The sequence below is a fragment of the uncultured Aureimonas sp. genome (assembly GCF_913775355.1).
Taxonomy (GTDB): Bacteria; Pseudomonadota; Alphaproteobacteria; order Rhizobiales; family Rhizobiaceae; genus Aureimonas.
Genome location: NZ_CAJYIU010000161.1, coordinates 1 through 19,776, shown reverse-complemented (window position 1 = coordinate 19,776; position 19,776 = coordinate 1). Strand labels below are relative to the sequence as shown.

Here is a 19,776-nt window from a genome sequence, read left to right as displayed (position 1 = left end):
TCCTCCTCGCGCTTCTCGTCGGCCCCTCCTTCATCGACTGGACGAACTACCGCGCGAGCTTCGAGGCCGAGGCGTCGCGCATTCTCGGCCAGCGCGTCGCGGTGCGCGGCACGGCCTCGGCCCGGCTTCTGCCGTTCCCATCCCTGTCCTTTACCGATGTCGTCGTCGGCGACGATCCGGCCGATCCGGTGCTGACCGCGCGCGCCTTCCGCATGGATGCCGAACTGGCGCCCTACCTGTCGGGCGAGATCCGCATCTTCGACATGCAGATCGACGGCCCGGCCTTGAGCCTGCCGGTCGAGCCGGACGGCGCGATCCGCTGGCCGGTCGGGCCGGGTGCCGCGCCGCCGCGCGAAACGGTCGTGCTGGAGCGCATCGTGGTGGCCGACGGTTCGGCGCTTTTCCTCGACCGCCGCTCGGGACGCCGCATCGCGCTGACCGACGTCAACGGTATCCTCTCGGCGCAGTCGCTGCGCGGGCCCTTTGCCGGCAGCGCGACGCTGCTCGCCGACGGCGAGCCCTTGGCCGTCTCCCTCTCGACCGGCACGGGGGCGGGGGAGGGGCGGCTCGCCGCCCGCCTGACGATCGATTCGCAGCGTCTCGACACGCGCGCCGCCTTTGACGCGGTCGTGTCGACGATCGACGGCGAGCCCCTGGCCGGCGGGACGCTCAGCGTCTCGAGCCCGATCGACCCGGCGGCGAGCCGTGACGGCAAGCCGCCGGCGATCCTGCCGCCCTCGCGCATGACCGCCCGGCTTGACCTGACGCCGACCTCGCTGCGCGCGACCGATCTCAGGGCCGAGGTCGGCGATCCGCAGCAGCCCTATGTCGCGACCGGCTCGGCGCTGATCGACATCGGGTCGATCCCGCGCTTCGACCTGCAGCTCGACGGCCAGGCGATCGACGTCGATCGCATCGCACCGCCCAGCGCCCCGAGCGGCGAGGCACCGGGACTGGCGGCCCGGATCGAGGCCCTGCGCGCAGCCCTCGCGCGGCTGCCGACGCCGCGCATGCCGGGCCGCGTGCGCCTCGCCCTGCCGCTGGTCACCGTCGGCGACACGACGATCCGCAACGTCTCGCTGGCCGGCTCGCCCGCGACCGAGGGCTGGTCCCTCCAGTCGCTCTCGGCCGAGCTTCCCGGCCGCACGCTGGTGGAGGCTTCGGGTGTCCTGCGCACCGACGACGAGCCCGGCTTCCGCGGCGACCTGCTCGTCGCCGCGCGCCAGCCGGCCGCGTTCCTCGGCTGGGCAGCCGGTGTTTCCGACCCGGCGCTGGCGCGCCTCCAGCGCGCCGGCTTTTCCGCCGACGTCGAGCTGACGCCGACCGACCAGCGCTTCGACAAGCTGGAGATCGACCTCGACGGCCAGAGCCTGAAGGGCTCGATCCGCCGCGCCGTCCGGCCGGAGGGCCGCAACACCGCGATCGATCTGACGGGCGAGGGCGTGGACCTCGAGCCGGTCGCGGCGCTCGCGCGGCTCCTGGCCCTGCGGGAAGGCGCGCCGCGCGAGGGCGAACGCTTCGAGGTGCAGTTCTCTTCCGGCGCCGCCCGGTTCGGCGATTTCGAGGCCGCCGGGCTCGATGCCGACCTGTCGCTCGATCGTGGCCTCGTCGACATCGCCGCCTTCGATGCCCGCGACTTCGCGGGCGCCGACATCCATCTCGAAGGGACCCTTCTCGACCCGTTCGGGACGTTGCGCCCCGATCTCAGCCTCGAGGTTTCGGCCGAGGACCCGTCTCGCCTTGCCGAGTTCCTGCGCCGCCGCCTGCCGGACAGCCCGCTCGCCGAGACGCTGTCGCGCCGCGCGCCGACGCTCGGCCCCCTGACGCTCGGGGGCACGGCCACCTCGCAAGGCGCCAGCCGCGACGATCTCGCGCTCGACCTGTCGGGAAGCGCCGGAGGCACCGAGATCGCGCTGCGGCTCGCGATCGAGAACGGGCTCGCCGCCACCGAGCGCAACGGACGCTTCGGCCTCGACCTGTCGCTCGCCCAGGCGGATGCGGACCGGCTGCTGGCGCAGGCCGGCCTGTCCCCCCTGCCGATCGGCGCGACGATGCCGCTCGACGTGACGCTCGCCGCCTCCGGCATGCCCGACGCTGCGGCCGACGTGTCGCTGACCCTCCGCTCGACCGGCAGCGAAGCCTCCGCGGACGGGACGGCGACGATCGGTGCCGAGGGCCTGCAGGCGGCCGACCTGTCGCTGCGCCTTGCGAGCGAGGATGCGGCCCCATGGGCGACACGTCTCGGCCTCGCCTTCGGCCAGCCGCTGGAGGGACTGCCGGCATCCGGCACGGCGCGGCTGTCCTGGGCGGACGGCGGCTGGACGCTCCGCGACCTCGCCGCGACGATCGACGGCTCGCAGGTCGCGGGCGCCCTCTCCGCCCCGAAGGGCGCGCCCGTGACCGGCACGCTCGACGTCTCCGCGCTGTCGCTCGACTGGTTGGGGACGCTCGTGACGGGCATCGAACTCGCCGACGCCGTGGGCGGCGATGCGCCGACGCCGTTCGCCTCACCGCTTCTGCCGGCGCGCGAGTTCCAGATCGCCGCCACGGTGGCCCGGGCGGCCGGGCTCGGGCTGTCGCTGTCCGACGTGACGGCGGACGTCGCTGGCGACGGAACGCGCCTCGCCCTGTCCGGCCTTGCCGCCGAGACGGCCGCGGGCGGCCAACTGACGGGCTCCGGCGAGGTTCGCAATGCGGCGGGTATCCTGTCGACCCGTCTCGACATGCGCCTTGGCGGCCAGCCGATCGAAACCGCGAACGGCGTCTTCGCGGGCCGGCTCGATCTCTCTGGCACGGCGTCGGGTGGCGGCGAAAACTGGCCGGCCCTCCTCGCCTCGCTCGACGGGCGCGGACGCCTCGGCGTCGAGGGCGCGCGCCTTGCGGGCGTTCGCCCGGATCTTCTGCCGCCGGTCCTCGAGGCGTCGGAGGGCGAAGGGTTCGAGACCGGCGAGCTTGCGGTCGCCGCACTGGTCGACCGATTGTCGCAAGGGGCGAGCGCGTCGCTCGGAACGCTTTCCGCCGACTGGACGATGGGCGCCGGCGTGCTGCGCACCGCGCCGATGCAGCATGACTTCGACGGTGCGTCGCTGGAGGGGGCGGCAGCGTTCGATCTTCGCTCGCGCCGCGTCGATGCCGGTCTCGCGCTCACCCTCGTTCCCCCTGCCGACGATGCGATCGCGGACGCGCCGCCGAGCGTCGGCTACCGCATCGCCGGCCCGCTCGCCGAGCCGACCGTCGAGACGAACATCCGGCCGCTCGCGACCTATCTTTCCGCGCTCGGCGCCCGTCGCGAGGAGGAGCGGATCGAGGCGATCGAGGACGACCTGCGCGAGACCGTCCGGCTGCGGCGCGAGGCGCGGGTCTATCGCGAACGCGAGACGGTGCGCGACACCTTCCGCCGGGAGCGCGAGGCGCAGGAGGCCGCCGCCCACGAGGAGGCGGCCCGGCAGGAGGCCGAGCGCGCCGCGCGCGAGCGTGAGGCTGCCGCGCGCCGGGAGGCCGAGGCCGAGGCCTCGCGCCGGGCGGAGGCGGCGCGAGAGGCTGCCGCGCGCGAGGACGCGGCGCGCGCCGCCGCCGCGCAGGCGGCCCGGGAGGCGCTTCCCCCCGCGCCCTCGACGTCCTCCCGGCCCCCGCCGTCCGATTTCGAACTGCAGCCCCTGCCGCCGCCCGCCGCAGCGCCCGGCGCCGGTTTCGGGGGGCTGCCGGGCGTCTCGAACCCCAACGGCTTCTAGAGCGCTGTCCGACCGAGTTGATGGATCGTCATCGGCTTTCGGACGCCGGGTGCGCGCGGGGCGCTTTCGATCCGCGCCGGCGTTGCCGGTCGGTCACGATGCGACGGCATCGCTTCCTCCTTGCGCCTCGCCAGCAGGGGAAATCACCACCGTGCCGACCATCCGACCCGGACGGAAAATGCACTCGTCGCGGGTTGGAAAGGGTGGCATCGGCCCTCGGGCGACAAACCGACCTTCACCGGTGCACCATCGTATCGTCGCACCTGCCGGTCTCGCATCACATGGATGACGGGTTTTCGTGTCGGCAAAACGCTGCCCGCCGTTTCGTACCGTTGATGGCCTCGCACGACGAGCCGGGACCTGCCGTGAAGAGGGCGACGGTGACGCCTGATAAAAACGGAGCAGTCGAGACTGGGATGGCAGCCAAGGCCGGTGGCTTTTGAAATCCAGCCGCATGACCGGGTCGACCACTGGTCCGACCGGATGGCGGTGGACGTCCAGCGCCCGATGGGAGGCCTCTGGTTCGCCTCCCGCAAGCGGGCTCTCGAGACCGCGGGGCTCAGGCTCAGGTGACATGCAAGGGACCGGGGCCGAACCCGTTGCGTCAGGTTCTCGGCGGGACCGGCGTCCGGCCTGTCGATCGCCTGCGGCGCTGACCGACGCAAAAGGTTGGCTGGAACGGCGATCGGCCGCCGGTCAGACGTCGGCCTTGGCGCGGGACAACGCGTCCGCCAGCACGCGGAGGCGGATCGCCGAGGAGAGGTTGGTGTCCGGGGTCCGGTCGGCGTCGATCTCGGCGATCAGGGCGGCGAGGCTGGTGTGGCGGCGGGCCGCGATGGCACGAAGTTCCACCCAGAACGCGTCCTCGAGGCTGATCGAGGTGCGGTGTCCCCGGATCGACAGCGAGCGCTTTTCGGTCATGGCGCGGGCGGGTCGTCCGTCTCGCGACCGTCTTCGGCAGGGGGCTCGCGCCGCGCCCCGTCGAGGAGGCGCTCGGCGCGTTCTGTCTCGCGGCGGGCCGCGTCGCGCTCGGGCTTAGCGATCCCGTGGCGGGCGCGGTTACGCTCCGCCGCCTCCGCATCGGCCGCGCGCGCGGCGCGCTTGCGGGCGAGGCGAAGGTTGATCACGTCGCCCAACGGGTCAGGGCTTCTTGCGGAAGGCGTCCAGCGACACGACGTCGGCCGAAGCCTTCTCGGCCTGCGCCTTTTCGTCGGCGGCAGCGTCGCCCGTCTCGGACTTCGCCTCCTTGGCCGGCTTGGCAGGCAGCTTGGCGGCGGGCGCGGCCTTGGTCGGCAGCGGCTTCACGGCGGTGGCGTTCGGCGACACCGGGGCGAGGGCGGTCGGCGCGGGAGCACCGGCTTCGTCCTGCGAATTGGCGGCATCCATGTCGCGCACATCGAACTCGAGTTCGAAATTGACCGCCGGGTCGTAGAAACCGCGGATCGCCGAATAGGGGATCAGCAGGCGCTCGGGAATGTCGGAGAAGGACAGGCCGACCTCGAACGCGTTGTCGTTGACGGTGAGGTCCCAGTACTGGTGCTGGATGACGATCGTCATCAGCTCCGGATACTTCTCGCGCAGGCGCGAGGACAGGCGCACGCCGGGCGCCGAGGTCAGGAAGGTGATGAAGAAGTGGTGCTCGCCGGGCAGGCCGGTCTTAACGACCTCGCCCAGCACCTTGCGGATCACGCCGCGCAGGGCGTCCTGCGCCAGAACATCGTATCGGATAAGGTCCTGGCCCATCGGTGGTCCTGAATTCGCAACGCTCGACTGCGGGCGACGGGGCCCGAAAGGAAGTGGAGGTTTCTGTTGCCAGGCACCTCCGAGCCCCGCCTGAAAGTGCGAACCCTCAGGGCTTGATTTGAAGCTATCGCACCGCGTTAGGCGGCGAGACGGGCTTCCGCATAGTTGTCGTTGGCAACTACTTTTTTAGCCCGATAACGGTGGTACAATGCCGAGCGAAAGAACGATCTTTACACCCTCGTCGATCCTATTTCGCCCCCGCCTCAGACCAGCGCGAGGGCTGGGCTCAGGTGGAGGCGCCGGGTACCGCCCCCGGGTCCGAAAGGTTTATTCCATCGGCCGTTTATCGCCATAGCCGGAGCAAGCCCCGGCCCGCCGAATATAGGGTTTTGGCGCGCCGCTGAAAAGACGGGAAATCCGTTTTGCTCGCCGATCGCGGCAAAGACGCGGAAGGGACTCGACTCCGCGCCGCAAAGGGTCGATCCATCGGGCCGTGATTGCGATGCCGGAGTGCCCATGCGCGCCTATCTCGACCTTCTCGCCCGCGCGCTGAACGAGGGCACGGACCGCGGCGACCGCACCGGCACGGGCACCCGCGGCGTCTTCGGCCACCAGATGCGCTTCGATCTTTCCGAGGGCTTTCCGGTCGTCACCACCAAGCGCCTGCATCTGCGCTCGATCATCCACGAGCTTCTCTGGTTCCTGAAGGGCGAGACCAACATCGCCTATCTCAAGGACAACGGCGTGCGGATCTGGGACGAGTGGGCCGACGAGAACGGCGATCTCGGCCCCGTCTACGGCTCGCAGTGGCGCTCCTGGCCGGACGGGCGGGGCGGGCACATCGACCAGATCGCGAACGTCGTCGGCGAGATCCGCAAGAACCCGAACTCGCGCCGCCTCATCGTCTCGGCCTGGAACCCGGCCATGGTGGACGAGATGGCGCTGCCGCCATGCCACTGTCTGTTCCAGTTCTATGTCTCGAACGGGCGCCTGTCCTGCCAGCTCTACCAGCGATCCGGCGACATCTTCCTCGGCGTGCCGTTCAACATCGCGTCCTACGCGCTCCTGACGCACATGGTGGCGCAGGTGACGGGGCTAGAGCCCGGCGACTTCGTCCATACGCTCGGCGACGCCCATCTCTACCACAACCACCTCGAGCAGGCCCGCCTGCAGCTGACGCGCGCGCCGCTGCCGCTGCCGCGTCTCAAGCTGAACCCGGACGTCACCGACCTCTTCGCCTTCCGCTTCGAGGATATCGCGATCGAGGGCTACGAGGCGCACGGCCACATCGCCGCGCCCGTCGCGGTCTGAGAGGGGCGAGATGAGCGCGCGTCCCCTCGTCGCGGTGGTCGCGACCGCCGCCAACGGCGTGATCGGTCATCTCAGCGGCATGCCCTGGTCGGTGCCGTCCGACCTCAAGCGCTACCGCGCTCTCACCATGGGCAAGCCGATGATCATGGGGCGGCGCACGCTCGAATCGATCGGCCGCGTCCTGCCGGGGCGCGACACGATCGTCCTCACCCGCGCGTCCGACCTGCCGTTCGAAGGGGCGATTCTGGCGAAGTCCCCGGACGAGGCGCTGGCGCTCGCAGCTCAAGCGGCGGATCGCCGCGGCGCGAACGAAATCGTGATCGCGGGCGGCGCCGAGATCTACCGCGAGTTCCTGCCGCGGACGACCCGCGTCGAGCGCACGGTGATCGAGGCCGCGCCCGCCGGAGACGCCTTCTTTCCCGACCTTGCCGCCGCCGGTTTCCAACTGGTGGCGCAGGAGAGCGGTGCCGCCGACCCGCGCGACAGCGCGGCGACGCGCTACGAGCGCTGGGAGCGGGCGTCCTCGCCGCGCTAACCATGGCAGGAGAGCCGCCGATCATTCGCCCGTGACGCGCGTTGAAACGCGATTTTGCGGTTCCTATAAGGAGTTGACGACGCGGCGTGCCGGATTTCCGGGGCGCGTGCGAAAAGTTCGGACGGAAGGACATCCATGCCCTGGAGCAATCAGACGGGGAACGGCGGCTGGAAAGGCGGCGGTGGCGGCGGCCCTTGGGGGCAGGGACCGCAAGGACAGCGCCCCGGCGGCAACAACAACTCGCCTGATCTCGAGGACATCCTGCGTCGGGGCCAGGACCGTCTGCGCCGCGCGATGCCGGGTGGTGGCGGCGGCCGCGGCCAGGGCGCCGGCGGCGGTGCGGCGATCGCGGGTCTGGCCGTCGCGGGTCTTGCGGTGGTCTGGCTCCTGAACGCCGTCTACACCGTGCAGCCCGACGAGGTCGGGGTCGAACTCCTGTTCGGCAAGCCGAACGAGCAGCTGTCGGAGCCCGGCCTCCATTTCGTGCTGTGGCCCGTCGAGACGGTCGAGACCGTGAAGACCTCCGAAAGCCAGATGGTGATCGGCTCCAACCAGGGCGGCGAGGGCTCCGGCCTGATGCTGTCGGGCGACCAGAACATCGTCGACGTGCAGTTCACCGTGAACTATCAGGTCGCGAACCCCGACAACTTCCTCTTCAACGTGCAGGATCCGCCGGCGCTCCTGCGCCAAGTGGCCGAGAGCGCCATGCGCGAGGTCGTCGGCCGCCGTCCGGTCGAGGATATCTTCCGCGATGACCGTGCCGGCATCGCCGAGCAGGTCCGCGCGATCACGCAGGACACGCTGAACACCTACGGCGCCGGCCTTCAGGTCAACGCCATCACCATCCAGGACGCAGCGCCCCCGTCCGACGTCGCCGACGCCTTCGAGGAGGTGCAGCGCGCCGAGCAGAACGAGGCGCAGTTCGTCGACGAGGCCCGTCGTTACCAGAACGAGCAGCTCGGCCGCTCCCAAGGCGAGGCGGTGCAGATCCGCGAGGACGCCGCCGCCTACAAGAACCGCGTCGTGCAGGAGGCGCAGGGCGAATCGCAGCGCTTCACCGCCATCCTCGGCGAATACGAGAAGGCGCCGGAGATCACCCGCCAGCGCCTCTATTTCGAGACGATGGAAGGCGTTCTCGGCAACTCGTCGAAGGTCATCATGGACCCGGCGGCCGGCGGCGGACAGGGCGTCGTGCCCTACCTGCCGCTGAACGAACTGCCGCGCCCCGGCGCACAGAGCCCCAACGCCGTCGGCGGCACGCGCACCATCCAGCCGAGCAACACCAACACGCCCGATTCCAGCGTGCCTGTGCCCGGCCAGAACGGCAACGTGCAGGGCACCAACCTGTCCAGCATCCAGGGGACCGGCCGATGAGCAACCGCGTCTACGCTTCGCTCGCGGTCGTCCTCGCCGCGCTGTTCGTCCTCTACAATTCCGTGTTCATCGTGCGCGAGGGCAACCAGGCCGTCGTCACGCGCTTCGGCCAGATCCAGCGCGTCGTCACCGAGCCGGGCCTTTACTTCAAGCTGCCGCTGAACTTCGCGGGCGCCGACAACATCCAGGTCCTGCCGAACCGGCTGCTGCGTCTCGACCTCGACAACATGCGTGTCCAGGTCTCGGGCGGCGCCTTCTACATCGTCGACGCTTTCCTCGTGTACCGCATCAATGACGCCGCTCGTTTCCGTCAGGCCGTGTCGGGCTCGGTGGATCAGGCCGAGCAGCGCCTGCGCAACCGTTTCGATGCGGCCGTGCGCCGGGTCTACGGTCTGCGCAATTTCGAATCGGCGCTGTCCGAGGAGCGGGCGCAGATGATGGTCGAGGTTCGCGACCAGATTCGCCCCGATGCCACGCAGCTCGGTATCGATCTGGTGGACGTGCGCATCCGTCGCACCGACCTCACCGATGACGTCTCGCAGCAGACCTTCGCCCGCATGCGCGCCGAGCGTCTGGCGGAAGCCGAGCGGGTTCGCGCCCGTGGCCGGGTGTCGGCGCGTGAGATTCGGGCCGCGACCGATCGCTCGGTCTCCGAGACGGTGGCGGGCGCCCGGCGCGATGCCGAGGTGCTCCAGGGCGAGGGCGAGGCGGAGCGTTCGTCGATCTTCGCCAACGCCTACCAGCGCGACCCGGAATTCTTCCAGTTCTACCGCGCGATGCAGGCCTATCGCACGGCGCTGGAGAACGGCGGCACGACGATGCTGCTGCGCCCGGACTCGGAGTTCTTCCGCTACTTCGACAACGCCGGGGGACCCGGCGCTGCGACGGGCGGCGCACCGACCGCGAGCATTTCGCCCTTGGCACCGGCCGCACCTGCGGCTGCGCCCCCGGCACCGCCCGCTGCCGCGTCCGCACCGGCTCCCGCGACGCCGGCAGCCACGCCCGCCGCTTCGGCGGCCCCCGCACCGGCCAACTGACCGGTCCGACCTCGAGAGCCCGCCGCGTCCCCAGCGGCGGGCTTCTTGATTCCAACGCTTTTATCGGCTTGCCTCTTTCCAGCGGCCCGCCGCCCCATGCCCCCGGCCGAGGAAGATCCCGGATGCTTCGCACCAACGCACGCCTCGCCTCTTCGCTCGCCGGAGCGTCGCTCGCGCTCCTGGCCATCGGCGCGGGTCCCGGCGCGGCGCAAGGGGTGATCGCCCCGCCGTCCGAGGGGCAGCCGATCGCGCCGCAGCCGCCGACCGCCGCGACGATCGATCCGGCCGCGCCCGGGGTGCTGGCCCAGCCGGGCTCCGCCCAGCCGCGCATGGTCGGCCCGGCATCGGTCGCCGATCTCGCCGACCGGCTGCTCGGCGCCGTCGTCAACATCTCGACCTCGCAGAAGGTCGAGGGCGGGCCGCCGCGCAACGCGACGCCGCCGCTGACGGCGCCCGACGGCTCGCCGCTGCAGGATTTCTTTAACGACCTCCTGAACGGGAAGGAAGGCGACGGCGAGAACCGCGTCCAGTCGCTCGGCTCGGGCTTCGTGCTCGACCCGTCCGGCATCGTGGTGACCAACAACCACGTCATCGCCGATGCCGACGAGATCACGGTCAACTTCGCCGATGGACGTCAGCTCGACGCCACCGTGGTCGGCGTCGATCCGAAGACCGATCTTGCCGTCCTGAAAGTGGAATCGTCTACGCCGCTCGCCTCCGTGAAGTTCGGCGATAGCGACGCCGTGCGCATCGGCGACTGGGTGATGGCGATCGGCAATCCGTTCGGCCTCGGCGGCTCGGTCACGGTCGGCATCGTGTCGGCGCGCGGGCGGAATATCCAGGCCGGCCCCTACGACAACTTCATCCAGACGGACGCCGCCATCAACCGCGGCAACTCCGGCGGTCCGCTGTTCGACATGTACGGCAACGTCATCGGCATCAACACGGCGATCATCTCGCCGACGGGCGGCTCCATCGGCATCGGCTTCGCGATCCCCGCGCTGCTCGCCCAGAACGTCGTCGACCAGCTGCGCCAGTACGGCGAGACGCGGCGCGGCTGGCTCGGCATCCGGCTTCAGGAGGTGACGGACGAGATCGCCGAAGGCCTCGGCCTGCCCAGCGCGCGCGGCGCCCTCGTCATGGGCATCATCCCGGAGGGGCCCGCCGACAACGGCCAGATCGAGATCGGCGACGTCGTCACCCGTTTCGACGGGCGCGAGATCGCGACCTCGCGCGACCTGCCGCGCATCGTCGCCGAGACCGAGATCGGCAAGACCGTGACGCTCGACATCCTGCGCAAGGAGAGCCTCGACGCACCGGCCAAGCCCGTCAGCGTCAAGGTGACGCTTGGCCGGCTGGAGGACGCCGACGAGACCGACACGGGCGAGGACGACACGCCCACCGACGCCGATGCCGCAGCGCCCGAGGCGCCCGCGCCGAACGCCACGCTCGGTCTTCAGCTGTCCGACGCCAGCGACGAGCTGAAGAAGCGCTTCGACCTCGCCGACGACTTCACCGGCGTTCTCGTGACCGAGGTCGCGCCGAACTCGGCGGCCGGCGAGAAGGGCATCGAGCCCGGAACGGTGATCAAGGAGATCGGCCAGGAGGCGGTGAAGGATGCCGCCGACGCGCGCGAGAAGCTGACCAAGCTGAAGGCCGACGGCCGCCGCAACGCGCTCCTGCTGCTGGCCGACCGCGCCGGCGACCTGCGCTTCACGGTCGTGCCGATCGACTAGCGGCGGGTCTCGCGCCACTTGTCGGCCGTCAGGCCGTAAAGGCTGTGGCGGACGAGGTGCGGATGGGTGTCCGCCGACACCTTCGGATGGTCGAAGGTGCCGCGGCGCGTCATGCCGAGCCGCAGCATCACCGCTTCAGACGGGCGGTTGTCGACGACGCATTGGGCGACGATCTCGGGCAGCGCCAGCGAGTCGAACCCGTAGGCGAGGCAGGCCCGCGCCCCCTCGCTGGCATAGCCCTGTCCTTCCGCGTCCGGCAGGAGACGCCAGCCGATCTGGACGGTCGGCGCGAAGGCGTAGATGTCTTCGGTGATGGGCGCGAGCCCGATCGTACCGACGACCCTGCCGTCGGACCGGCGCTCGGCGGCGAGGAAGCTCATCTCGTCCCGGTCGAGACCGATGTTCCAGCGGTCCATCGTGGCGTCGGCGTCCTCGCGGCTCATGCGCTTGTCGAAGAAGCGCATGATGACGGGATCGGCGTTGAGACGATGGAAGACCGGGCGGTCGTCCTCGCGCCAGCGGCGCAGGGTGAGCCGCTCGGTCCGAAGGCCGTCCATCAGTCGACGAACTCGCTCGCGCGGTAGCCCTGGATGAAGAGGAGCGCCGTGAGGTCGCCGTGGTCGATCCGGAGCGGCGCGCGCGCGGCGACCGCAGGCTTGGCGTGGATCGCGACGCCGGTGCCGGCGGCGAGAATCATCGGCAGGTCGTTCGCCCCGTCGCCGACCGCGATCGCGTCCGCCGGCGTCGTGCCGAGCCGGGCCGCGATCTCCTGCAGCGCGGCGAGCTTCGCCTCGGCGCCGAGGATCGGCTCCGCAACGGTGCCGCGCAACCTGTCGCCAGACACGTCGAGGACGTTGGCGCGGTTCTCGGCAAAGCCGAGGCGCTCGGCGATGACAGAGGTGAACGCGGTGAAACCGCCGGAGACGAGCGCCGTGTGGGCGCCGTTGCGGTTCATCGTGCGCACCAGCGTCGCCCCGCCCTGGCTAAGCGTGATGTGGTGGGCGATGACGTCGGCGATGGTGGAGACGGGGAGGTCCTTCAGGAGTGCCACGCGCTCGCGCAGCGCCGGCTCGAAGGCGATCTCGCCGTTCATCGCGCGCGCCGTTATGGCGGCGACCTGATCCTTGATGCCGATCGCAGCGGCCAGTTCGTCGATGCATTCCTGATCGATCATGGTGGAATCCATGTCGGCCAGGAGAATCCGCTTGCGGCGCCCCGCCTGCTCCTGCACCACGCAGTCGACGCCCTCGTCGAGCGCCAGCCTCTCTAGGCGCTCCCGGACGACGGGGCTCAGCGGCTCGACGGTGACGAGGTCGCAGGCGACGTCGGCCTCCAGCCAGTGGATGTCCGCCTCGCCGATCTCGCCGGCGGCGGTTTCGGCCAGGGTGCGCGAGACGCGCGGATCCCGCCGCGCCGACAGGAGGGTGACGACAAACATGGAAGCGGCGACCTGACGCAGATGGAGAAACCGAAGGCGATCCTGATAGCGGGGCCGACTGCGAGCGGCAAGTCGGGGCTGGCGCTGCGGCTGGCGCGCGCCGTCGGCGGCGTGGTCGTCAACGGCGATTCGATGCAGGTCTACGACGGGCTCCGCATTCTGAGCGCCCGGCCGGGGGAGGCCGAGATGGAGGGCATCGAGCACCGTCTCTACGGCCATGTCGACCCCGCCGCCCCCTATTCCGCCGGTCACTGGCTTCGCGAGATGGAACCTCTCCTTGAGGAACTCGAGACCCGCGGTCTCGTGCCCGTCATCTGCGGCGGTACCGGGCTCTACTTCAAGGCGCTGCTCGGCGGCTTCGACGACCTGCCGCCCGTGCCGGACGCGATCCGGGATCACTGGCGCGCGCGCGGTGCCAGCGAGGCCCCGGAAGTGCTGCACCGGGAACTTGTCGCGCGCGACGCGGAGGCCGCACGCACGATCCGCCCGAGCGACCCGTCGCGCATCGTGCGTGCGCTGGAGCTGATCGAGGCGACGGGCCTGCCGCTCGCCGCGCTCCGGCGCAATGCGGGGCAACCTCTTCTGGCCGCAGAGGGCGTCGTGAAGCTCGTCCTCGCGCCCAACCGCGCCGTGCTGCGCGCCCGCATCGCCGATCGCTTCGACGCAATGCTGGCCGAGGGCGCCTCAGCTGAAGCACTGGCCTTCCGGGAGCGGGGACCGGATGCGATGCAGGGCCTCGCCGCGCAGGCGATCGGCCTTCGCGAGCTCCTCGACCATGCCGACGGGCGTCTGTCCGCCGCGCTTGCGCGCGAGCGCGCGGTCACCCGCACCCGGCAATACGCCAAGCGGCAGGAGACCTGGTTCCGCAACCAGTTCGGCCCGGACTGGCATCGACTGGACGACCCCGAGCGCTACAACCTGGAGGCCTGACGCGGGAACCGACCGGTAACGCCGCCGTTAGCAAGCCCACAAGGAGTGCCCCCAATGTCGACCAGCCTTCCCGTGCGCGACCATCGCGACGCCATCGAGAAGGGCGCGCGGCTCGGCTATCTCGCGCGGGCAGCCGTCTTCATCGTGATCGGCACCTTCGCGTTCCGCACGGCGTTTGCCACCGGCGGCGGGACCTTGAGCGAGGAGGACGCGATCAGCCGCATCGTCGCCTCGCCGCTCGGCGGGGTCCTTCTGGTGCTCCTCGCCGTCGCTCTGCCTTGCTTCTCGCTCTGGCGCTTCGTGCAGGCGATCTTCGACGCCGACGGATACGGAACCGGCGCCAAGGGCATCGCGACGCGCATCGGCCGCTTCTTTTCCGGCCTCACCTACCTTTTCCTGTCCTTCTATGCCGCATCCCTCCTGTTCGGCCTGTCGACGAGCGACGGCGGGGGCGGCGGCCTTCTCAACCAGTGGGCGCCGCTGTTCGGACCCTGGTTCACCGTTCCCGCCGGGATCGTGATGCTCGGTGTCGCCGGCAGCCAGGCGAAGAAGGCCTGGAGCGGCTCCTTCCTGCGATTCCTGAGCCTGCCGCCGGCTCATGCCCACTGGATGACGGCCGTGTGCCGCTTCGGGATCGCGGCGCGCGCGCTGGTGTTCGCGGCGCTCGCGTTCCTGTTCTTCACCGGCGCCTCACGCTGGTCGCCCGACCACATGCCGGGGCTGGAGGACGCGCTCGTCGCCATCGGTTCCTGGCCCTACGGCTGGCTGCTCCTGTCGGGCACCGGGCTCGGCCTCGTCGCCTTCGGCGCCTACGCGCTGATCCTGTCGCGCTACGGCCATATCCGCTCGCCCGACCTCGATCCGACCGACGCCTTGAAGCGCATGGGCGCATGAGGCGAAAAAGAACCCGGCGACGCTTGACGCTTGTGTGAACGCTCCTTAAGGTCCCGCCTCATGCAGACGATCACGCTCATTCTCGTAAGCAGGCGCACACGCGAGGCGGTCTAACGACCGTCCGGCTCCTGCCACGTGTGCGCATCCCAAGGCCCCTCGAAGGGCCTTTTTTTATTGCCTGAATTTTCCGAAGAACGCGCCGCAGCCCAGAAAAGCCGGCACCCAACACGAGCAGGCCGAGCCATGAACCAGATGACGATCGAGACCACCGTCCGCCAGATGACCGGAGCCCAGATGGTGGTTCAGGCGATGAAGGATCACGGCGTCGAGCATCTCTTCGGCTATCCCGGCGGCGCCGTCCTTCCGATCTACGACGCGCTGTTCCAGCAGTCCGACGTCAAGCACATCCTGGTCCGCCACGAGCAGGGCGCCGGCCACGCGGCCGAAGGCTATGCCCGCTCCACCGGCAAGCCGGGCGTCATGCTGGTGACCTCGGGCCCCGGCGCGACCAACGCGGTGACGCCGCTGCAGGACGCGCTGATGGACTCCATCCCGCTCGTCTGCATCACCGGCCAGGTCCCGACGACGCTGATCGGCTCGGACGCGTTCCAGGAGTGCGACACGGTCGGCATCACGCGTCCCTGCACCAAGCACAACTGGCTGGTGAAGAGCGTCGAGGATCTGGCCGAAATCCTGCACGAGGCCTTCCATGTCGCGACCTCGGGCCGTCCGGGCCCGGTCGTCGTCGACATCCCAAAGGACGTCCAGTTCGCGACCGGCACCTACACGACGCCCTCGCTCTCGCGTGCCACGCAGCGCTACCAGCCGAAGCTCGACGCCGATCTCGGCCGCATCCGCGCGGCCGTCGAGCTGATGAAGAGCGCCAAGCGCCCGATCCTCTACACCGGCGGCGGCGTCATCAATTCCGGGCCGGAGGCCTCGAAGCTCCTGCGCGAGCTCGTCGCGATGACCGGCTTCCCGATCACCTCGACCCTGATGGGCCTCGGCGCCTATCCGGCATCGGGCGAGAACTGGCTCGGCATGCTCGGCATGCACGGCACCTACGAGGCCAACCTCGCCATGCACGGCTGCGACGTCATGGTCTGCATCGGCGCGCGCTTCGACGACCGGATCACCGGCCGCCTCGACGCCTTTTCGCCGGGATCGAAGAAGATCCACATCGACATCGACCCCTCGTCGATCAACAAGAACGTGCGTGTCGACTTGCCGATCATCGGCGACGTCGCCCACGTGCTGGAGGCGATGATCGACGTCTGGCGCGAGACGGGCGACACCGCCGACCGCGAGGCGCTGTCAGAATGGAAGGGCAAGATCGCCGGCTGGAAGGCGCGCAACTGCCTTGCCTACCGTCAGGAGGGCGACCTGATCCTGCCGCAGCACGCGGTCAAGCGCCTCTACGAGCTGACGAAGGACCGCAAGACCTTCATCACCACGGAGGTCGGCCAGCACCAGATGTGGGCCGCGCAGTTCTACGGCTTCGAGGAGCCCAACCGCTGGATGACCTCGGGGGGCCTGGGCACCATGGGCTACGGCTTGCCGGCCGCCGTCGGCGTCCAGATCGCGCACCCGGATGCGCTCGTCATCGACATCGCCGGCGACGCCTCGATCCAGATGATGACGCAGGAGCTCTCGACCGCCGTCCAGCACGGCGCGCCGGTCAAGGTGTTCATCCTGAACAACCAGTACATGGGCATGGTGCGCCAGTGGCAGCAGCTGCTCCACGGCAACCGGCTGTCGAACTCGTACTCCGAGGCGATGCCGGACTTCGTGAAGCTCGCCGAGGCCTACGGCGGCACGGGCATCCGCATCGAGAGCGCGGGCGACCTCGACGCCGGTATCCGTGCGATGATCGACACCGACGGTCCGGTGATCGTCGACTGCTGCGTCGCCAACCTCACCAACTGCTTCCCGATGATCCCGTCGGGCAAGGCGCACAACGAGATCCTACTCCCCGACGAGGCAAGCGACGACGCCGTCGCCAACGCCATCGACGCCAAGGGCAAGGCGCTGGTGTAAGCGCAACGGGCGGGGCATAAGCCCCGCCGATCTCCTCACGACTGCCGCGCCGATTTCCTCGGGAAAGATCCATGAACCTTCCGCTTCAGCCGCCCGCCTCCGCCTACTTCATCACCGACGACAAGCCGCCGGTCGTCTCGCGCACCCTGTCGATCGTGGTGGACAACGAGCCGGGCGTGCTGGCGCGGGTGATCGGCCTGTTCTCGGGCCGCGGCTACAACATCGAGAGCCTGACAGTCTCGGAAACCGACCACAACAAGCACTTGTCGCGCATCACCGTGGTGACGCGCGGTGCGCCGGGCGTCATCGAGCAGGTGAAGAGCCAGCTCGACCGCATCGTGCCGGTGCACCGGGTCGTCGATCTCACCAAGACCGCGACGGGGCAGGGCGAGGACGGGCCGATCGAGCGCGAGCTCGCGCTGGTCAAGGTGGCGGGCGCGGGCGACGACCGCGTCGAGGCGCTGCGTCTTGCCGACGTGTTTCGCGCCAAGGTGGTCGACAGCACCACCGACCACTTCGTCTTCGAGATTACCGGCAAAACGTCGAAGATCGAGAAGTTCATCCAGATCATGGCGCCGCTTGGCCTCGTCGAGGTCTGCCGCACCGGTGTCGCCGCCATGAGCCGCGGCAAGGACCCGATCATCGAGGCCTGACCGCCGGGCGGCGCGCCGCCGGCCGCATCGCCTTCGTCGTCCCGCCCGGCCGCCGGCCGGGCGCGATCCCTTGCGCCCATCACCAACCGGATGCCCGACGATGTCGCCCGATGTCCTTCTCGCGCTCACCACCTTTGCCGTGGTCTCCTCGCTGACGCCGGGGCCCAACAACCTGATGCTGATGACGTCGGGCGTGAACTTCGGCTTCCGCCGCACCATTCCGCACATGCTGGGGATCGAACTCGGCTTCGGTCTTCTGCTTCTCGCGGTCGGTGCCGGGCTCGGCGCGCTCCTCCATTCCGCGCCCGGCCTGCAGCTCGCCATGAAGATCGCGAGCGCCGCCTATCTCCTGTGGCTGTCCTGGAAGATCGCCTTCTCCAAGGCCTCGATGGGCTCGGGCGCCCGCGCGGAGAAGCCGATCACCTTCGGCCAGGCCGCCCTGTTCCAGGTCGTCAACCCGAAGGGCTGGGCGATGGCGCTCGTCGCCATGGGCGCCTATGTCAGCGCCGATGCGCCGGTCCTCTCCATGCTGGTCGTGGTGGCGGCGTTCCTCCTCGTCGGCATCCCGACCGCAGTGATCTGGACGGGGTTCGGCATGGGCCTTCGAAACTTCCTCGCCGATCCCCGGCGCCTGCGCGTCTTCAACCTCGTCATGGGTCTGGCGCTCGTCGCAACGCTCTGGCCGCTCCTTCGCTGACGGCTTGCCGCGGGGGCCGAATTCTGCGACGCCGAGCCCCATGAAATTCTCACCCCAACAGGACGAGGCCCTGACGCGCGTCGCCGACTGGCTGAAGCGCGGCGACCAGCCGATCTTCCGCCTCTTCGGCTATGCCGGCACCGGCAAGACGACGCTCGCGCGCCACTTCGCCGAAGGCATCGAGGGCGGCGTCCAGTTCGCCGCCTTCACCGGCAAGGCCGCGCAGGTGCTGCGCTCCAAAGGGGCGAAATCCGCCAAGACGCTGCATTCGCTGATCTATCGCCCGCGCGGCGAGGAGGCGACCGACGACGAGACGACGGGCACGGCGCGCGTCTCACCGACCTTCTCACTCAACCGCCAGAGCCCGGTCGCCAAGGCCAAGCTCGTCGTCGTCGACGAGTGCTCGATGGTGGACGAGGCGTTGGGGCGCGATCTCCTGTCGTTCGGCACGCCGATCCTGGTCCTCGGCGATCCCGGGCAGCTGCCGCCGGTCTCGGGCGGCGGCTTCTTCACCGAGGCGGAGCCGGATTTCCTTCTCACCGAGATCCACCGGCAGGCGCGCGACAACCCCATCCTGGCGCTGGCACTCGAGGCCCGAGAGGGTCGTCCGCTCGCCTTCGGCGACCACGGCGCCGCCAAGGTCATCTCGAAGCGCGAGGTAAATCGCGACGAGGTGCTGGCCGCCGATCAGGTGCTGGTCGGCACCAACCGCACGCGCCGCCTCTACAACAACCGCCTGCGCGAGCTGAAGGGCTTCACCGGCCCATTGCCGCAGTCGGGCGACAAGCTCGTGTGCCTGCGCAACGACCCGGCCAAGGGGCTCCTGAACGGCTCGCTCTGGCAGGTGATGACGGCCTCGCCCGAAAAGACCAAGCCCGGCACCAATCTCATCATCAAGCCGGACGACGACGACATCGACAAGGGCGCGGCCAAGATCAAGCTTCTCCGGGAAGCCTTCGAGAACCCGAGCGCCGAGGTGCCCTGGGCCACCAAGAAGCGCTACGACGACTTCGACTACGGCTACGCGCTGACCGTCCACAAGGCGCAAGGCTCGCAGTGGGACCATGTCATGCTGTTCGACGAGAGCTGGGCCTTCAAGGATTCGCGCGAGCGCTGGCTCTACACGGCCATCACCCGCGCGGCCGAGCGCCTGACCATCGTGAAGTGAGACCTGCGGCGCCCGCAACCTTGGTCCGGGCGCATCGTTCGACGGCAAACACCGCCCGTCCGCCGGGACGGACCCTGAGGAGGAGACGACCCGATGCCCTGCGAACTGTCGGTCAATCTCAATGCGGTCGCGATGCTGCGCAACCGGCGCGACCTGCCGTGGCCGAGCGTCGAGCGCTTCGGGCGCATCGCGCTGGAGGCGGGCGCGCATGGGCTGACCGTCCACCCGCGCCCCGATCAGCGGCACGTCCGCTTTTCCGACCTCCCGGTCCTGCGGCGCCTCATCGACGAGGAGTTTCCGCAGGCCGAGTTCAACATCGAGGGGTTCCCAAGCGAGGACTTCCTCCAGCTCGTGCTGGCCAGCCGGCCCGAGCAGGTGACGCTGGTGCCCGACGATCCGTCCCAGCCGACCTCCGACCACGGCTGGGACTTCGCCGCCCATTCGACGCTTCTCAAGGGCGTCGTCGAGCGGCTGAAGGGCGAGGGGATGCGG

General features: G+C 69.9%; 18 protein-coding genes and 1 other RNA gene. 13 read left to right on the top strand and 6 right to left on the bottom strand.

The window, feature by feature from the left end:
- A partial coding sequence (locus QZ753_RS10505; RefSeq protein ID WP_294643491.1) for an AsmA-like C-terminal region-containing protein occupies positions 1-3,731 on the top strand: 3,731 nt, incomplete at its 5' end.
- Positions 3,732-4,427: 696 nt separating this feature from the next.
- On the opposite strand, the gene QZ753_RS10500 is transcribed toward QZ753_RS10505, so the two are convergent.
- The 4 genes from QZ753_RS10500 to ssrA form a co-directional block, all read right to left on the bottom strand.
- The gene (locus QZ753_RS10500) at positions 4,428-4,652 is read right to left on the bottom strand and encodes a ribbon-helix-helix domain-containing protein (RefSeq protein ID WP_294643490.1); all 225 of its coding nucleotides are present in this window, start codon (positions 4,650-4,652) and stop codon (positions 4,428-4,430) included.
- Complete coding sequence (locus QZ753_RS10495; RefSeq protein WP_294643493.1) at positions 4,649-4,858, bottom strand: DUF4169 family protein; 210 nt, start codon at positions 4,856-4,858, stop codon at positions 4,649-4,651. The genes QZ753_RS10500 and QZ753_RS10495 overlap by 4 nt, the downstream gene beginning before the upstream one ends.
- 13 nt (positions 4,859-4,871) lie before the next feature.
- Positions 4,872-5,474: an SspB family protein gene (locus QZ753_RS10490; protein WP_294643489.1), complete on the bottom strand. Its 603-nt coding sequence runs from the start codon at positions 5,472-5,474 to the stop codon at positions 4,872-4,874.
- A 52-nt stretch (positions 5,475-5,526) separates the two neighbouring features.
- Positions 5,527-5,885: a transfer-messenger RNA gene (gene ssrA, locus QZ753_RS10485) on the bottom strand.
- Positions 5,886-5,990: 105 nt separating this feature from the next.
- On the opposite strand from ssrA, the gene QZ753_RS10480 reads away from it, so the two are divergent.
- The 5 genes from QZ753_RS10480 (at position 5,991) to QZ753_RS10460 (ending at position 11,467) form a co-directional block, all read left to right on the top strand.
- Entirely contained in the window at positions 5,991-6,785 is a 795-nt protein-coding gene (locus QZ753_RS10480; RefSeq protein WP_294643487.1) for a thymidylate synthase, read from the top strand.
- A gap of 10 nt (positions 6,786-6,795) precedes the next feature.
- Positions 6,796-7,320, top strand: coding sequence for a dihydrofolate reductase (locus tag QZ753_RS10475; protein WP_294643485.1), 525 nt, complete (start codon positions 6,796-6,798; stop codon positions 7,318-7,320).
- 135 nt (positions 7,321-7,455) lie between these two features.
- Positions 7,456-8,694 (top strand): FtsH protease activity modulator HflK, encoded by a 1,239-nt coding sequence (gene hflK, locus QZ753_RS10470; RefSeq protein ID WP_294643483.1) that lies wholly within the window; start codon positions 7,456-7,458, stop codon positions 8,692-8,694.
- The gene (gene hflC / locus QZ753_RS10465) at positions 8,691-9,731 is read left to right on the top strand and encodes a protease modulator HflC (protein ID WP_294643481.1); all 1,041 of its coding nucleotides are present in this window, start codon (positions 8,691-8,693) and stop codon (positions 9,729-9,731) included. Before hflK ends, hflC begins: the two co-directional genes overlap by 4 nt.
- A gap of 122 nt (positions 9,732-9,853) precedes the next feature.
- Entirely contained in the window at positions 9,854-11,467 is a 1,614-nt protein-coding gene (locus tag QZ753_RS10460; RefSeq protein WP_294643479.1) for a Do family serine endopeptidase, read from the top strand.
- Here the strand turns inward: QZ753_RS10460 and QZ753_RS10455 are convergent.
- The gene (locus tag QZ753_RS10455) at positions 11,464-12,024 is read right to left on the bottom strand and encodes a GNAT family N-acetyltransferase (RefSeq protein ID WP_294643477.1); all 561 of its coding nucleotides are present in this window, start codon (positions 12,022-12,024) and stop codon (positions 11,464-11,466) included. The two genes, QZ753_RS10460 and QZ753_RS10455, sit on opposite strands and share 4 nt — an antisense overlap.
- On the bottom strand, positions 12,024-12,905 hold the full coding sequence (gene serB / locus QZ753_RS10450; RefSeq protein WP_294643475.1) for a phosphoserine phosphatase SerB: 882 nt from the start codon (positions 12,903-12,905) through the stop codon (positions 12,024-12,026). Before serB ends, QZ753_RS10455 begins: the two co-directional genes overlap by 1 nt.
- Positions 12,906-12,926: 21 nt before the next feature.
- Between serB and miaA the strand changes: the two genes are divergently transcribed.
- From miaA to QZ753_RS10415, 7 genes are all read left to right on the top strand, one after another.
- Complete coding sequence (miaA, locus tag QZ753_RS10445) at positions 12,927-13,835, top strand: tRNA (adenosine(37)-N6)-dimethylallyltransferase MiaA (protein ID WP_294643474.1); 909 nt, start codon at positions 12,927-12,929, stop codon at positions 13,833-13,835.
- A 54-nt stretch (positions 13,836-13,889) separates the two neighbouring features.
- Complete coding sequence (locus QZ753_RS10440; protein ID WP_294643472.1) at positions 13,890-14,729, top strand: DUF1206 domain-containing protein; 840 nt, start codon at positions 13,890-13,892, stop codon at positions 14,727-14,729.
- 243 nt (positions 14,730-14,972) lie between these two features.
- Positions 14,973-16,766, top strand: a complete 1,794-nt coding sequence (locus QZ753_RS10435; protein WP_294643470.1) for an acetolactate synthase 3 large subunit — start codon at positions 14,973-14,975, stop codon at positions 16,764-16,766.
- A gap of 71 nt (positions 16,767-16,837) precedes the next feature.
- On the top strand, positions 16,838-17,419 hold the full coding sequence (gene ilvN, locus QZ753_RS10430) for an acetolactate synthase small subunit (protein ID WP_055890873.1): 582 nt from the start codon (positions 16,838-16,840) through the stop codon (positions 17,417-17,419).
- Positions 17,420-17,519: 100 nt separating this feature from the next.
- Positions 17,520-18,116, top strand: a complete 597-nt coding sequence (locus QZ753_RS10425; RefSeq protein ID WP_294643464.1) for a LysE family translocator — start codon at positions 17,520-17,522, stop codon at positions 18,114-18,116.
- A 40-nt stretch (positions 18,117-18,156) separates the two neighbouring features.
- Entirely contained in the window at positions 18,157-19,284 is a 1,128-nt protein-coding gene (locus tag QZ753_RS10420) for an ATP-dependent RecD-like DNA helicase (protein ID WP_294643462.1), read from the top strand.
- Positions 19,285-19,377: 93 nt separating this feature from the next.
- The coding region (locus tag QZ753_RS10415) for a pyridoxine 5'-phosphate synthase (RefSeq protein WP_294643460.1) at positions 19,378-19,776 on the top strand (399 nt) is incomplete at its 3' end.